At 53.2% G+C, this 14,271-nt stretch carries 15 protein-coding genes; 9 read left to right on the top strand and 6 right to left on the bottom strand.

Features of this window, described 5'->3' with window-relative positions:
* Window positions 1–632, bottom strand: a 632-nt coding sequence (locus tag GS620_RS10575) for a 2-keto-4-pentenoate hydratase (RefSeq protein WP_171615720.1), incomplete at its 3' end; no start/stop codon positions are given.
* Window positions 633–841: 209 nt separating this feature from the next.
* Complete coding sequence (locus tag GS620_RS10570; protein WP_171206355.1) at window positions 842–1,462, bottom strand: cysteine hydrolase; 621 nt, start codon at window positions 1,460–1,462, stop codon at window positions 842–844.
* Window positions 1,463–1,746: 284 nt separating this feature from the next.
* Here GS620_RS10570 and GS620_RS10565 point away from each other — a divergent pair, with 284 nt between their 5' ends.
* Window positions 1,747–2,232, top strand: a complete 486-nt coding sequence (locus GS620_RS10565) for a GNAT family N-acetyltransferase (protein ID WP_171206354.1) — start codon at window positions 1,747–1,749, stop codon at window positions 2,230–2,232.
* Window positions 2,233–3,314: 1,082 nt separating this feature from the next.
* Here GS620_RS10565 and GS620_RS10560 read toward each other — a convergent pair.
* Window positions 3,315–4,091, bottom strand: coding sequence for a 2-keto-4-pentenoate hydratase (locus GS620_RS10560; RefSeq protein WP_171615718.1), 777 nt, complete (start codon window positions 4,089–4,091; stop codon window positions 3,315–3,317).
* A 123-nt stretch (window positions 4,092–4,214) separates the two neighbouring features.
* Here GS620_RS10560 and GS620_RS10555 point away from each other — a divergent pair, with 123 nt between their 5' ends.
* Window positions 4,215–4,412, top strand: a complete 198-nt coding sequence (locus GS620_RS10555; protein WP_170617081.1) for a DUF3955 domain-containing protein — start codon at window positions 4,215–4,217, stop codon at window positions 4,410–4,412.
* 1,007 nt (window positions 4,413–5,419) lie between these two features.
* Window positions 5,420–7,498: an autotransporter outer membrane beta-barrel domain-containing protein gene (locus GS620_RS10550; RefSeq protein ID WP_253283867.1), complete on the top strand. Its 2,079-nt coding sequence runs from the start codon at window positions 5,420–5,422 to the stop codon at window positions 7,496–7,498.
* Window positions 7,499–7,828: 330 nt separating this feature from the next.
* Here GS620_RS10550 and GS620_RS10545 read toward each other — a convergent pair whose 3' ends face one another.
* Genes GS620_RS10545 through GS620_RS10535 form a run of 3 tightly spaced genes read right to left on the bottom strand, consistent with a single transcriptional unit; the run spans window position 7,829 to window position 9,377 of the window.
* Window positions 7,829–8,473 carry a LysE family translocator gene (locus GS620_RS10545; RefSeq protein WP_171615710.1) on the bottom strand — a complete coding sequence of 215 codons (645 nt, stop codon included), beginning with the start codon at window positions 8,471–8,473 and terminating at the stop codon, window positions 7,829–7,831.
* A complete protein-coding gene (locus GS620_RS10540) occupies window positions 8,470–8,973 on the bottom strand; it encodes a DUF1772 domain-containing protein (RefSeq protein WP_171615708.1) in 504 nt (167 codons plus the stop codon). Before GS620_RS10540 ends, GS620_RS10545 begins: the two co-directional genes overlap by 4 nt.
* Window positions 8,973–9,377 (bottom strand): hypothetical protein, encoded by a 405-nt coding sequence (locus GS620_RS10535; RefSeq protein WP_171615706.1) that lies wholly within the window; start codon window positions 9,375–9,377, stop codon window positions 8,973–8,975. The genes GS620_RS10540 and GS620_RS10535 overlap by 1 nt, the downstream gene beginning before the upstream one ends.
* An 86-nt stretch (window positions 9,378–9,463) precedes the next feature.
* Here GS620_RS10535 and GS620_RS10530 point away from each other — a divergent pair, with 86 nt between their 5' ends.
* The 6 genes from GS620_RS10530 to GS620_RS10510 all read left to right on the top strand — a co-directional run bounded on the left by GS620_RS10530 (window position 9,464) and on the right by GS620_RS10510 (window position 14,200).
* A complete protein-coding gene (locus tag GS620_RS10530; protein WP_171615703.1) occupies window positions 9,464–10,060 on the top strand; it encodes a TetR/AcrR family transcriptional regulator in 597 nt (198 codons plus the stop codon).
* A 28-nt stretch (window positions 10,061–10,088) separates the two neighbouring features.
* Entirely contained in the window at window positions 10,089–10,391 is a 303-nt protein-coding gene (locus tag GS620_RS10525; protein ID WP_171615701.1) for a chorismate mutase, read from the top strand.
* Window positions 10,392–10,434: 43 nt separating this feature from the next.
* Complete coding sequence (locus tag GS620_RS10520) at window positions 10,435–10,863, top strand: hypothetical protein (RefSeq protein WP_171615699.1); 429 nt, start codon at window positions 10,435–10,437, stop codon at window positions 10,861–10,863.
* Between the two features lie 333 nt (window positions 10,864–11,196).
* Window positions 11,197–12,885, top strand: coding sequence for an adenylate/guanylate cyclase domain-containing protein (locus GS620_RS10515; protein ID WP_171615697.1), 1,689 nt, complete (start codon window positions 11,197–11,199; stop codon window positions 12,883–12,885).
* A gap of 442 nt (window positions 12,886–13,327) precedes the next feature.
* On the top strand, window positions 13,328–13,456 hold the full coding sequence (locus tag GS620_RS22205) for a hypothetical protein (protein WP_256369210.1): 129 nt from the start codon (window positions 13,328–13,330) through the stop codon (window positions 13,454–13,456).
* A gap of 18 nt (window positions 13,457–13,474) precedes the next feature.
* The gene (locus GS620_RS10510) at window positions 13,475–14,200 is read left to right on the top strand and encodes an ABC transporter substrate-binding protein (RefSeq protein ID WP_216597884.1); all 726 of its coding nucleotides are present in this window, start codon (window positions 13,475–13,477) and stop codon (window positions 14,198–14,200) included.
* The last annotated feature ends 71 nt before the right edge of the window (window positions 14,201–14,271 follow it).

Here is a 14,271-nt window from a genome sequence, read left to right as displayed (position 1 = left end):
AGAGACACAAGATGAGCCAGGACTTCAATTGGGCCTCCAAGCGCGTTTTCACCTTTGCCGGACTCGATGGCCTCGGCGCCCTTGAACAATGCTAGTGGCACTTCGGCTAAGCCGGTCAAGACATCATGCGTAGCCGCGATTTTGTCGCCAAGCACAAGGCAGCCGTGCAATCCTTGTGCTGCGATTGAGTCTTCGACCGAGAATTTCCAGTTGGGATAAATCGATTGAACAATTTCAAATCCCGGGGCCACCCATTCCACGCAACCTGCCAACTGCTCATTGTTCATTTCAGCTGTTGGTGCATGTTTAAGGCCCAGTACGATTTCTGGCTCGATTCTCGGTTCTGAATAACTTGCCAAGTTTACCGGCTGATCAGTCGAAAACAGCCCATCTGAGTGGACCTCTCCCCAAATGGGTTGATCCACACCGTAAACAGGCCAAATCGTGCGGTTCGTGAAGCCGACTTTTCGGCCGACTCTTTCTTTGCCCAGAATCTCGCGGACACGACTAGCAATCGAATATGCGTCATCCAGCGATAGCTGTTCTGCCTCTGAAGACAGTTTAGGTATCTGCTGGGCAGAGGTCAGGGCATCAGCAATTGTCTGAGCGTTAGATTCAATATCTCTTGTCATATTCGCATTATACGCGCCGACGGCTGGATTGCGATGCAAGCGAGGTTTTGAAGGGCCATCGTCGCACACTCAAAGGCTTGCACTGAAAGTGTCGGTATCTTCTGCTTCAAGTGGGCAAGTCCAAGGCGATCAAGCAACAAAAATCTCCACCCGTTTGTGCACCCTAAATAATTGTGCGCCCCAACTGCTACTAACAGTTCGATTGCAATTTAGAGCGAGGTGATCGCGTTGATCACTGCTTCTCGGCTCTGAACAGCGCCGGTTTGTAGATACTCCATAGCTTTGAGAGCAGCTTCATGGGCTTGGACAGATGACCCGCCAACGCAATCTTCTACTACGCGGCAGAAGTAGTCTGATTGGTGGCCGTCGACGAATGTGTAGTGCACACAAACATCTGTCAGCCCGCCGCACAACAAAAGTGTGTCTACCTTTAAACCGCGCAGCAGGATTTCGAAATCGGTGCCAAAAAATGCAGAATACCGTCGCTTCGGTACGATGTAGTCACCTTTGCGATATCCCATCTCATCTTTTGCAATTTCCGTTCTTGGATCACCTTCGAGACAGTGTATGTCTTCGTCACCATCCAGTTCCCTGCCGAAGTCGACCTGATCGGGACGATGGACTTCCTGAACGAAGATGACGGGCACTTTGCTCTCATGCGCGGCGTTAACCAAATCACGCGCAGCGATCATGCGATCTTTGTAGCCCGGCATGTTGTCGATGGAGCGTACTTCGCTGTCATCAATAAACGTGCTCTTTTGAATGTCGATTACGACTAGGGCAGGTCTACCCTCGATCAGTTTCCTGGCTTGTTTGGCTTTAGTTGTCATGTTCGACCTCTAATTTGGCAGGTCGTCCTGAAAAAAACGCCCTTGCTTGGCCGGGTCGTCCCAGCGGGCAGATCAGTTTTACTAGATGTGCAAGTGAGTACGGTCAAGAGCGCTGCGTTGTTATGGAATGAAAAGCATGTGTTCGCGCCTTGGGCAACATTGCCCGCAATGCTGCCGCGAGGGATGTGTGCAGAGAAAGGCTGCACCGCGCGCAGATTGAGCAATGGTGCGAGCAGAACCAACGGCGGCTATACAACTTGACCTATCGTTCATAGTGTAAATGCATGAGCCGAATTCGAAACGCCCAACCCTCTGATGCAATTCGATGCTTTGAGATCGAGACTGATGCCTATGAAGGCGACGAAGCGGCTACCCTCGAAAAGATAGCAAAGAGAATCGAGGTCTATCCCGATGGTTTCCTTGTTCTTGAGGTCGAAGGCGAGATCGTCGGCTTTGTGAATTGCGGATGTGCGTACAACGTTGAAATGTCTGACGAGGAATTCAAAGAACTTGTAGGGCATGACCCCGGCGCGCCAAATGTCGTTATTATGTCTGTCGTCGTGGATCCGGCGCATCAAGGAAAAGGCCTATCGCGGGCATTGATGACTGAATTCGTCGGCCGCATGAGAAAAATGGGCAAATCCGCGATCTACCTTATGTGCAAAGAGCATCACGTTCCGCTTTATCAGAGATTTGGGTACAACTATCTTCGTCCATCAACCTCTGATCATGGAGGAATGACTTGGCACGAAATGTCTATGCAACTTTGAACCGTTGGTTGAGCCACGGTGAGGGGACATTCGAGGCAGACCGAGCCGCGCTACATTGAAAGGGATCTGCCGCGACCTCTCAATTGAGCTGTGTTCTTCGGTTTTGGGTTGAACTTTACTAGTCAGAATGCACTTTTGATTGAGTTTTGATGCGTTAAAGTTGATGGAATTGCGCTACAACAATCGAAGTTTGAGCGTGTATAGTGAACCGTGCAAACTTATGGGCAAATCGTGCAGACTTATGCGCAAATGCTGCGCAAAATTATGGGCGAAAACCACCAGAATTTCTGATTAAAATCAATGTTAGGAATGCAGCGTTATGGGCGCACCTACACCGGTTGTAGGTGCGCGTATAGCTTTGCATTTAGCCTAAAGATTTGCATCTTTGGCCCAAAGCTTTGGGCGCAGTAGCCATCCTTTGATTCTGGACCTCGAAGGTAATTGCCTACCGGGCAAATTCTTGATTGGTCTCGTGCCATGGTCGTGGTTCTTGTGAAGCTTGTAAATCTGTTGCTTCCAGCCGAGGTTGTGTGAAAACTCTGGCGTTCTGGTGATTTAAGCCAAGAACACCCTCTGCGTACGCTTTCTCGCGCTACTGAGAGAGCTTTCGCACAGGTGCCGAAAACGAGCGCTACGAGAGAGCTCGTGAGCCGGAGTCATCACACACACCCTCAGCCCAATGCGGTTGTTGTCCTGGCGCTGCTCTAAAAGAAGCGAGCTTTAAAAAGTTTCAAGTTCGGTGCCCCGAATTTTGAAAACATCAAGTCGCCGCTGCTGAGCTTTCGCTAGCTTATCGCAAGGAGCCAAACGGGAAGAATCTGTAATGATCAACCAACCGAACGTGTGACAAGACTGCATTGTGTGATTGACTTTGGTGAGAGGCCAATCGGCGGCAACAGATGCCTGGCGTACTTCTTGATCCATAGCCAGGCGGGGTGCCTGAGAAACATCATGTAATCTGATTTGGATAGCATCGTGCAATTTGCATCCCAGAATTGATGAAATCAGTGGAAGACCATCGTGGCCAGCTATTGAGAGTAACTCTTCATTGGTTCAGTCGGCGTCACAAATCTACCAAAGCCTCATAAAAATCGTACCGATAGCTCGGCGTCCATCACGCCACCAAAACCAGCTGACCATTCTTCACCTGGAGACACTGGCCAGGCGTCTGTCAAAGTCCCGGTTGTAACCAGCTCGCCTCCCTGAAGCTGGTCGGCTTCGGAGAGCAGAGACACAAGATGAGCCAGGACTTCAATTGGGCCTCCAAGCGCGTTTTCACCTTTGCCGGACTCGATGGCCTCGGCGCCCTTGAACAATGCTAGTGGCACTTCGGCTAAGCCGGTCAAGACATCATGCGTAGCCGCGATTTTGTCGCCAAGAACAAGGCAGCCGTGCAATCCTTGTGCTGCGATTGAATCTTCGACTGAGAATTTCCAGTCGGGATAAATCGATTGCACGATTTCAAACCCTGGAGCGACCCACTCCACGCAACCTGCCAACTGTTCATTGTTCATTTCAGCCGTCGGCGTATAGCCAAGACCTAGTACGATTTCTGGCTCGATTCTCGGTTCTGAATACCTTGCCAAGTTTACCGGCTGATCAGTCGAAAACAGCCCATCTGCGTGGACCTCTCCCCAAATGGGTTGATCTACACCATAAACAGGCCAAATCGCGCGGTTCGTGAAGCCGACCTTCCGGCCAACTCTCTTTTTGCCCTGAAGTTCTCGGACGCGACTTGCAATCGAATAAGCGTCAGCCAGCGTTAGCTGCCCTGCCTCTGAAGACAGTGGAGATGTCTGCTGGGCAGAGGCAATGGCATCAGAGATTGTCTGAGCGTTAGATTCAATATCTCTTGTCATATTCGCATTATACGCGCCTACGGCTGGATTGCGATGCAATCAAGGTATTGAAGAACTAGGCTCCTCAATTCACAGGTATGAAAAACGATGCTAACTATTGGCCCATTCCCTTGGAGACCTGACATGACCAAACTTCGCCTTTTTGGTATCGTCATCCTTTTCCTTGCAGCACTAAGTGGGCTTTCAGAGCACCTGTTTTATGGCGGTGTCGACCCAGACGGCGTTCTGCAAGAAAGCTTCTTTTTGCCGCTGACTTTCATTCTCGCAGCAATTGGCGTCGTTGTGCTCGTAGTTTCGTTGTTCCAATCACCGCGTGACTGAGACGCGTCCGTCAGTTAGAACGCTGTTCCAAAACGCAAATCGGGTAATCTCCAGGATGGCGACCTCCGCCCAAGTCTAGGCAGGCCTCCTCATATTGGTAACGTTCGACCGCACGTCCCGCTAGGAACATGCATAACCCGACCGTCAATACGGTGAGCGCCAACAGTATCTTCGTACTCCGTGTCATTGCTCAGTTTATTGTTTCATTCTCTTGGTTTCAGTCAACCAGCTTTCAGATCTTGTCGAAAATTGGCAAACTCTGAAACTCAAAATTCAAATTGGTTTCGTCGAGTTTCTGAATAAGGGACGCGCCCTCGATAAGATCAATCTCGGTCCAGAAGTTTTGGCCTACTAGCTTGAAAAGGTGCGTATCGGCAGAGCGGTAAGCATCTGCATTGATCTTAGCTATCGACTCCGAAATCCAATGATCCATGCCTATACTCAATGGCGCTGTTCAGCGCCCGTCAAGCTCGGGAAAATCGTTTCAAGGCTGGACCTTTTGCCACGGCTTCTACGCAAAGGTGCGTATGGTCGGAATGCAAAACCCGGCTTGTCTTGCCTCGCAGTAATTGCACGAGCAGGTCTGCATTGGGCAGACCTTCCCGTGTTGTGAGTTTGCTCATATGCCACAACAAAAAATCCAAAAAGATAAACTTTGTTTATCAAGTCCTAAGTTAAGGTAGCTTCGCTTGTGTTGCGAGAGGAGAAAGTTGGTGACAAACAATAGGCCATTCCCACTAAGTCGAATTGCTCAGCTCATCACTCTGGCGAATATCGCATTCGTAATTTTAGCTTATTTGATGTCGCCAACCAAAGTACAAGCCCAAAGCTCACAGGCCTGCGTAGAATTGGGGTCTCCTCGAATAGAGTATGCTTCTGGATCTGAAAGCACTCGCGTTAATCAAACAATCTCAACGACGGAACGCACGTGTCTGCCGATCCCAAACGGACCCATTACAGGACTTACAATTGGCAACTCCTCAATTACGTCCTCAGGTGAAATTGAGTTGTATGTTCCGGGCCAAAATACCGTTCCAAGCAATGCTTCAGTTTTAACTCTTCTGAATGTTGATGTCGCCGCAGGCAGCGGAGACTTTGTATCCCGGGAAGCGTTGGCAACAAACATCAACGGGAAGCTCAGAGTGAACCTCATTGGAACTTCGATTGGTTCCGGCAGATCAATGACGTTCGTTCCGTTCAACGGCGCGAATATCGACCCCACTGAAGTTTACTTCCAGTCAGACCGACCGTTAACGTACGACAACCTTACCGTTATGGGGGCTACCGAAGTGGTTTTCGGGGCGTACTATATCCAAACCCGGGTTGCTGAGGCTTCTGATTTCACACTGACGAATAGTTCGATTTCTTCAACCAGTGACATGGCGATAGCCGCTGGCACGACTGTTCGGCTTGATGCGGCAAGCAGTTTGAACACCGTAAACTTTGAGAATTTTGGCACGCTGGCCGGAACGGGAACCGTGAACGCATTCAACTTCACGGTTAAGAACGGAGGGGTGCTTTCGCCGGGCTTTTCAATTGGTACGCTCAACAATAGTGGCGGAATCGCCTTTGAAGCTGGGTCAAGGATCTTAAGTGAAGTCGATCCGACGGCCGGGCAGAAAGCCGACTTGGTTTCATCCAGCGGGCCAGTGACGGGGATTAACCGCGCTACCATACAAGTCGAAGCCGCTCGTCCCGGCCTGACTGCGCAGGACTATGCTGCTGGCAACGACTACACGGTTTTTCAAGCCTCGAGTTTCGATGGAAACTCTCCAACTCTTGTTGCCGGGGGATCTCTGCCCGCCCTATCCAGTCTGAGTATCTCAAACACACCAACCGCGGACGGTAGAATCGACATAGCGTTTTCGACCCTCCCCGTTTCGAGTTTACCGCAACATCCATCAGTTGTTGGATCGCCCAATGCAAGCAACCTTGCTGGTGCGGTGGCCAACACCACAAACACGTCGCCTGGAACCAACCTGACCAACGGCACAAATTTGGGCAATGCCGTTAACACGCTTACCAATTCAGGTTTGGCTGGGTTTAATCGTGTGCACGCAGAACCATATTCCTCCAATTTGACCGTTGGTCTGGAGCAACTTGACCTGATAACCAACACCGTGCTGAGCCACGCTGACTGCCGCAAGTATCAAGCAGTTGGCTTCAGCAATGAGGATCAACCCGTTGCAGCAGGCGATATCGACTTGGCCCAGAGCCCTAGCGGCGCAATAGACTGCTCAGATCGGCGTTGGTGGATCGACACGGCCTATGTGAGCGGGGACGTTGATGGAAGTAACGGCCTCGGGACATTCGACTATTCGCTGGGCACCATTTTGGTCGGAGCGGATGTCGCAAGTACCAATAGAGGTGTGGTCGGCGTGTATGCAGGTTTCGGAACGTCCTCCATGGATGAGCACGATCAAGTCGATCAGGACTTTTCGACCGACAGCTATCACGTAGGCGTCTATGGGCGTACAACAACCGGAACGTGGGAGTTCTCAGGGCTGATCGGTTACATGTTCGGTGAAACGGACGCCAAACGGAACAACCCTTCTGTTGATGGTTTTACGGGAGGCGAGGCAAAGTCGGATTTGGACCAAGAGGGCATCCACGCTGGTATCCAGGCACGGAAGTTGTTTAGCCTGGATAGCGGTACAAGGGTTTCTACGGTTTTTGGATTGAACTACGGGCGTATTCAACAAGGTTCAGGCACAGAGACCGGCGGTGGTGATTTCAACTACTCGATTGAAAAAGCGAACGCAGAGTCTCTGGTCGCTTCAATTGGGATTGACTATCAACAAGACTTCTTGACGGACAACGGGCTACTCACCCCAATCGCCTTTGCTCGATACGAATACGACTTCTTTGCCAACAAAGACAGTGAGCACGAAATCACAGTTACAAGCCCCTTATTTGGAACGTTTACACAAGTCGGACAAAACCGAGGAGCAAACGGCTTCGTGCTTGGGTTAGGACTGGGCTATCAAATATCTGAGCAGGCCAGACTAACGGCAGGATATGGCTATTCTGTTCGCTCCAATGGCCAAGAACATGGCCTAGGTGCAAACCTAAGTGTTCGGTTTTGATTTGGCAGTACGGTTGTTTCAAATTTAGGAATCACACACGCCGACCATAGTTGTTGGGCCTTCACAAACGGACCCGGTGGACGTCCGCTTTGTCCTCGATCTGTGAGTTCCGCCGACGCCAGCTTTTGTGACTGCAGCGAACGGCCGGAATGCGGGCTGCGACCGCAGCATCTTGACTGGTCAGTGAATGGCAGGAACGGGCCGTCCCTGCCAAGTGGTAGCGTTCGGTTCCTCGAACATGCTGCATACAATCTAACGTTAGCAACAAGCTCAAAAAACTGGATGCTGTACATTGCCCGAATGTCAGCAAAGCGTGGATCGAATAGCGAATTACACATCACTGCGTCGGAGAAATGCCAGGGCGCAGCCAAGGGTAATGAGCAGCCCGCCGCAGGTCCGGTCGATCCACAGTGCACCCCGGTCGCTCAAAAACTGCATCGCCTTTGAACCAAGTCCAGCATAGGCTGCCATCACGGCTACGTCGACGCCGATGAAGACAAGAGCGAGCATGGCGTATTGCGCCAGAAGCGGTTCGTATGAGTTAAGGAATTGCGGCAGGAACGCAGTGAAGAACAAGTAGCCCTTAGGGTTTGTGACGGCGATCAGAAAGCTTTTGCGAAACAAGTTCAACCGGTGCCGCGACGCGCCTGAGTTTTGTCCATTTGGTCGCGATGGAACAGATCCCAGCTCCCCCGAGGACCGAAGCATCTGAACGCCAAGCCACACCAGATAGGCGACACCGACCCACTTCACGACGTTGAACAGAACCGCGGATGTAGCAAGTATTGCTCCCAGCCCCAGACCGGCCGCCGCGATGAGAACGCCGTCAGAAAATGCCGCGCCTGCGATTCCATAGCCTGCTGCCGTAAGGCCAAACCGCGACCCGTTGGACAATGCCAACAGAACCGTCGGTCCGGGTGTCATCACGACCACCAGGGCCAATAGGGCGAAGGTCAAAAGTGAGATTTCCATCATGTCGTCTCCGGTTTCAGGGAATGGATGGCGAGGCCGGTTAGGAGCAGGGCAAGCCCGCTGGCGAAAGTTCTGATCGTGTTCCAGAACTGCCACGGCGCCGAATAGTCCTGCCACAGGTCGGCTGCCGCGCCGCTGTCTGCTGGCACGGTCACTTGCGCAAGGGCTTCATTCATCGGCACGTTGACCAAGGCCGTGACCAGAAATGCCCCGGTGACATAGATCGCGACACTTGCTGCGAAGAGGACAGCTGACCTTGTACTGTCTAGGCGGACCGCGACAAACGCGGTCAGCGTTAGAAAGATCGGTGTCAGAAAGAACGCCGGAAAAAAGACAGGGTTGCGAACAGAGGCATTCATCGCCTGCATCGCGTTGATCGCAACACGAGGGTCGGTTGCGTCCAGGCCCCACATGGTCGAGCAGACCCAAGCATAGAAGAACCCGAAAATGGCGCCGGTGCTCAGGAGTGAGAGCATTGACATTGGCATGAGAATGCGAGCCATCAAGCTTGTCCTGCAGATGCGGCTGCGTGTTGGGCTGTCTCTTCCTTTTGACGGGACGCTATGACGCGAACAAAGATCACCAGCGCCGCGAGTTGGCCGAGGATCACAGCGGGCCATATCAGGGCAAACTGCGCGTCGAAGTATTTTTGCGGTCCGAACGATACTAGGGCCATCAGCGCCGCCACTACGCTTAGGACGCGCCCGGTGGTGGTTGCGAGCGGCTGCACAATCATCGCGGCCACGGCAATAGACACGGCGGCACCAAGATACGGGGCGATACCAAATAGGGGCGTCGCTACAGGCGGGTGTGGCCTTATGCCCGCATAGAGTGCCGACAGCATGATGATTTGCAGCAGGATCAGTGTGGTCAGGGCTGCATGGGCCTGGCGGTCATGATGGGTCATTCTTTTCTCCAAAAGCGTAATTGCAGTTACGGTTGTGTATATCCGTAATATCAGTTACGGATGTTGTCAACACGCGGGAGACTGGCATGCGCAAAGAAAAAAGATCACTGCGCCAACAACAAATCGAGGCGGCAGCTTATGAGGTGCTTGAGGCCAAGGGCTATGGCGGAACGTCGATGCTGGGCATCGCGAAGCAGGCGCGGGCTTCGAACGAGACGCTCTACAACTGGTACGGCGACAAACAAGGCCTGTTTCAGGCGCTCGTCACGCGCAATGCAGAAGAAGTGAAAGAGTACCTTGAATCCGAACTGAAGACCGATCACGACGCGATTTCCATTCTCGGCACGCTCGGACCGAAACTGCTAGATCTGCTCACAGGTGACAGGGCCGTAGCGCTGAACCGGGCGGCGGCGGCGGATAGCAGTGGTGAACTGGGTGCAACACTGTCAAAGGCGGGACGTGAGGCGATATTCCCGCTTCTCGAAAGGGTGCTTCTGCGCGCCCGGGAAGAAGGCGCGCTCAGCTTTGAACAATCCGGAGAGGCCGTGGCGCTATACCTCGATCTGCTAATTGGCGATCAGCAGATCAGGCGCGTCATTGGTCGCCTCCCGCAGCCATCGGAGACCTTTTGCCAGGAACGATCTGAGCGGGCCGTGAGGCTCCTCTGCGAACTTCTGGGCTAAATTCAAAACTACCAAAGGAATTCAAAACATGACGAACCTTCTCACGCCCAATGCCTGCCAGAACATGGTTGATCTCCGCGCGCAAATCGATGCGATCGACGTAGACCTCATAAGGCTGCTGGTCACCCGGAACCGCTATATCGACCGGGCCGTGGACCTCAAGAAAACCGAAGGCCTGCCGGCGCGCACGACGGACCGGGTGGCTGAAGTGCTGGACAAGGTCGGCTCAACCGCGTCCGAACAGGGTCTGGACCCGGACCTCGCACGCAAGCTTTGGGCTGAGCTGATCGAATGGTCGATTCAGCGGGAAATCCGGGAGCTTGGGGAATAATGTATTTCGGAGACGCCAGGGGCGCAGTTGATAGGGCTGACCTGTGAAACTCATCCGCAATATCACGGCTGCTGGGATTTTTCACAAGGCGGTGAAGTCCATGCAGGCAGGAGATTACTCGGCCGTTCTTGACCGCCTGGACGGGTTCCAAGCGCAACCATATTTAATGGCCAAGGCAGAACTATTTCGTGCAATGGCGCAGCATCGGCATGACAGGTTTGCGGAAGCGGTTCACCACTATGACAACTTCCTGACGAACCATCTCGCGGACATGCCGCCAAAGGACCGTGTCTATGTGGAAGAGTACGCGAAATTCTTCAGAAGCCGTGCGAAAGCGAGAATTGATCCGTCAACGCCGTTGTATTCATCGCTTGCGGAATTGAGAAAACTTGCAGCTATGGCGCCGTTCCTCACCAGGGCCGAGTTTACTTTTGACGACTCGGCAGAAGCCGACCTGACCGGAAAAACCTGACCTTCTACTTCTTGGAAATATGGCGTCTCGGTCCTGCACAGTGTAAGTTCGGCCATCGCCGAATTTTGCAGGCGCGGCGAATGGCAGGAAAGCGGGCTGCGACCGTAGAATCTCGAAGGCGCGGTGAAAGGCCGGTATGGGCCGCGAGCGGGTTGGGTGGAGAGCGCCTACTCCTAGATGCTGCGCTTCCACCGATTTCGGCCGAGGAGCCCAATATGCCGGATACTGCACTCTGTACGAACGCCCGCATTCATGGTCAGTTGCTTTAGGTTACATGCTATGCACGGACTGGACTCGCATCGGACGTGTGACGGCAATTATGGATGGTTTCAGATGGGTTCTTCAGAGCGAAAAACCGTCATTTTGGCGGCGGACATCGTTGGATATTCGCGGATGATGGATGAGGATCACAGTGTCGCGTTGGACGCCCTGAGAAACGTCCGCGACGATATCGTCGAGCCATGCATCACAGTGGGCCGCGGCGTGGTTGTGAAACGTCTTGGGGATGGGTGGCTGGCCGCGTTCGATGGATGCTCGGACGCGTGCGCTTCAGCACTCAAGATTCAAAAACTGTTGGCCAATGAAGGTGCCCCAGCACTGCGCATAGGTATTCACCAAGGACCGGCTAGCTTTGTGGATGAAGATGTCTTTGGGACCGGCGTCAATATCGCGTCGCGGCTCGAGGCGCTCGCAAAACCGCGCGGCATCGCCATTTCACATGCCGTGTTCGCAAACCTGTCCAAAGACCTGCAAGTGTCGTTTGAGAATGCGGGAGCGCGGGTGCTTAAGAACATTGCAGAGCCGGTGAAGGTCTGGGCGTTTGGCGGCATTCCCCCGACCGAGCTGACATCTGAGCTAATTTCTATCCGACTCGAGAATTTCGTCGAAAAGGCATCACTCGACACCCTTGCCCCAGAGATCGCGGAAGCAACCGCAATCGAGCTCGAGAAGTACCACTGGCTGCATGTCCTTCGACCGGAAAACGAGGGCGCACCTTCGAAATATGTCTTGAACGCTATATTGCGCCGGTCCGGAGATCGGATACGCCTCGCAGTCCACCTTTACGTTCGACAGGATAGGCGGCGGCTTTGGAGCGAACGGTTTGATCGGGTCGTCATCGATGAGTTCGAACTAGCAGATGAGCTTGGTTTGGCGCTTGCTCTGCGGATCAGCGCAGAGATCGACGCGCACGAAAAAATGCAAATCCAGATGCGCCCGCCAGAACAGTTGAACGCGGCCGAGCTCAGTGCGCGCGCCAATGATCTGATGTCATCGGGCCAATCTGAGGCATTTGAGGAAGCGGACGCCATGCTCACGCGGGCGGTTGCGCTCGAACCAAGGAACCCATCGGCCCATATACAGAAGTCTTTTGTGGGCTACCGCAAGGCCATGAGCGGTGCGTGGCCCGTACACGAAACGCTCGCGGCGGCATTGCAAGTTGCCACGGACGTCGTTCGGATGGACCCCAAAATGCCAGGTGGCTATGTCATGTTGGCCAGTGTGAACGGCATAATGGGCAAAACCGAAGCCGCGCTTGAAGCGGCAGCGCAAGTTGAACGCTTGAATCCAAATGCCTGGGGCGCACCGCATGGAAGGTCGATTGCGTACACATTTGCGGCGCCAGATTGGGCTCGGACGCACGATCCCGAAGCTTTGCACGCGGTCTCGAACGCGGAACGGACGTTGGAGCTGGCGCAATCGTCGAAGTTTCGAGCTGGACACCTTTTCTTCCTGGGTATTGGTCAAATGCTGCATGATACATCAGACGTCCAACCTGGCATTTCCACTTTGGAAAGGTCAGCGGGCGCTGTTGGTGCGAATTGGTGGCCAAGCCTGTTTCTCGCTTTAGCAGAACTGCGGCGAGGCAAGAGGCAGGTTGCGCAACAGCACATCGCATCTGCGCACACTTTGTTTCCGGCACTTTCAATGTCCGCCATCGCCGACATTTTCGATAGAAGCCGAGTGTGGCCAGTCTGGCAGATGGAACTGGAGCAATTGCCTGACCTTGGCTTGTCGACCTAGCCGGTTATTTCGCCTGTTGAGCGTAGGTCCAGATCGTTTAACAAGCAGCCTTTGGCACAACTGCAGCGAAAGAGCGCCTTGTCCGCGCTACTGCCGTTCCATTGCCATGGGCAGTTGCTTTCGCAGTGAACGACCGGTGTGAGCCTAAGCTACGGATGCTGCGAAGGAAACGAACGTGCACTTCTTGAGTGATGATTCGATTCTTTGCGACCCTGCAGTCATGAAATCTGCCTGTATTTTTGGGTGCGAACGCTTCCGATTAGGAAACTCTTGACAATGGCAAACTTGAACGTTTTGCTAATGGCCGTGCGACGATGCACACAAAATCACCAAGCGACTCGGCTGGACGTTGACGCCCATTTGGGTCGCTTTTTGATTCCTAACACCAAGCTTCTCGCATTGATCAGCGTTCAGACTGACTCATATCAGGGAGCTTACTCTTATGAAAAATCTTCTAGGCACAGTCAGCCTTGTGTCCGCTATGACGCTGACTTCTACTGCCGCTTTTGCCGAGGTTAAGGTCGGAGCGATCTTCGACCTTACTGGTGGCCTGAACATCTACGGCATTTAGCAGGACAATGCACTTGATCTGGCGATTGCAAGTGTCAACGCAGCGGGTGGCGTCAACGGAGAAGAGGTCGTGGTCGTCGGCTACGATGCTCAGTCCGAACTTTCGAAGTATACGCAATTCGCGCAGACGGCGGTTCTGAGAGATGGCATCGCGGCGATGTTCGCGGGTTTGACAAGTTCTTCCCGTGAGGCGATCCGTCCGATCTTCCGCGAGGCAAACATCCCCTATTTCTATTCCTCGCTCTATGAAGGCGGCGCGTGTGACAAGCAGACCTTCGTGACAGGTTCTTCTGCCTCTCAGCAACTCAGCGTTTTGATGGAATGGGCGGTCGAGAACTACGGTCCCCGTATCTACATAATGGCCCCCGACTACAACTTCGGCACCATCTCCGGCCACTGGGTCCGCGAGTATGCCAAGCAGCTGGGCGCTGAGGTTGTGGGCGAGGACTATCTGGCGCTGTCAGTGACCGACTACGCACCGACCATTCAGAAAATTCAGGCGTCCAATCCTGACGTTGTCGTCGCTCTGCCTGGTTATCTGCCGTATGCTACCTCAGATTTCTGTGCACACATCAGCGGCAAGCAAACACGTGTGATCAGCGAACGCGAAGAAGCCTGCGCCGTGACCACACGATTTAACATAACGGCCCTTACGCGCCGTGACCGGCGTAGGCGGAAACTATCAGCACTTCGATTGCACACATGTCACCCAAGTATTGGGGACATGCGCGTTATTGATGTTTAATCGTTTTACTCCTCCAAAGCTGATCCTCCCCCGTAATTTGGTCCGCTCCTATAGTTGGGAAACGGGGGATC

This window comes from Ruegeria sp. HKCCD6428, from assembly GCF_013110595.1.
Lineage (GTDB): Bacteria > Pseudomonadota > Alphaproteobacteria > Rhodobacterales > Rhodobacteraceae > Ruegeria.
This window is presented reverse-complemented; position numbering and strand designations above follow the sequence as displayed.